Source organism: Aeromonas sobria (assembly GCF_006243315.1).
GTDB classification, from domain to species: Bacteria; Pseudomonadota; Gammaproteobacteria; order Enterobacterales; family Aeromonadaceae; genus Aeromonas; species Aeromonas sobria_A.
Genome location: NZ_NKWE01000058.1, coordinates 1 through 951 on the forward strand (window position 1 = coordinate 1; position 951 = coordinate 951).

Sequence of the window (951 nt, forward strand, 5' to 3'; positions counted from 1 at the left end):
CGGCGAGTCTGGCGCAAGTTGCATCTGGCAGTAGACCCGGTGACCCACGATATCGTGGCGGCGGAAGTCTCGCTGGAAAATGTCCATGATGCCGAGGTGTTGCCGACCTTGCTTAACCCACTGCGGCGCAAGCTGGGACGTGTTTATGCGGATGGCGCCTATGACAGCAACAGTCGCCACCATGACTTGAGGTGTTCAATGACAAGATTACGTCGCTCATTTACTGCCGAATTCAAACTCGAAGCCGCATCCCTGGTGCTCGACCAAGGATATTCTGTCCCCGAAGCAAGCCGTTCACTGGATATCGGTGAAACCATACTTCGCCGCTTGGTTCAGCAACTGCAATCCGAACGAACCGGCACCACTCCTATCAGCAAAGCGCTGACTCCGGAGCAGCAGAAAATCCAGGCGCTGGAAGCCCGCATCAATCGGCTCGAACGCGAAAAGGACATTCTAAAAAAGGCTACGGCTCTCTTGATGACGGACGAGTTCACACGTACGCGCTGATAGACCAATTAAGAGAGCAAGCCTCCATCACCCTGGTCTGCTGCGCTTTCGATGTCCCCACTTCCTGTTTTTACGACTATCTGGCTCGCAAGCGGACGATTAACCGTGAGCGGATACTGAATCGCCCCTACTTTCCTAGACACCTCAAGAGCCTCAAACTGAGGTCATTCAGGAGGTGTTATGAGCAAGCAGCAACGTTACACGGAAGAATTCAAACTGGCCGCCGTCAAGCAGGTGACTGAGCGCCATTACCCGGTGGCAGAGGTCGCCGAGCGACTTGGTGTGTCCAGCCACAGTCTTTACGCCTGGATCAAACGCTACAGCCAGCCCGAAGTACAGCAACAGCATGACTCCAGCCAGCAAGCCGAGATTCGGCGCCTCAAGGCTGAACTGCGCCGCGTCACCGATGAGCGAGATATCTTAAAAAAGGCTCTGTCCCAATTA

General features: G+C 54.7%; 1 protein-coding gene and 2 pseudogenes. All 3 read left to right on the forward strand.

All coding sequences use genetic code 11. The features are described from left to right. Nucleotides 1-180, forward strand: a pseudogene (locus tag CF137_RS22150) (transposase); the annotation flags it as partial. Nucleotides 181-198: 18 nt separating this feature from the next. Continuing rightward, nucleotides 199-632 (forward strand): annotated as a pseudogene (locus CF137_RS18410) (transposase); the annotation flags it as partial. Nucleotides 633-687: 55 nt separating this feature from the next. Beyond that, nucleotides 688-951 (forward strand): transposase (locus CF137_RS18415; protein ID WP_139720888.1); only part of this gene is annotated, 264 nt, incomplete at its 3' end.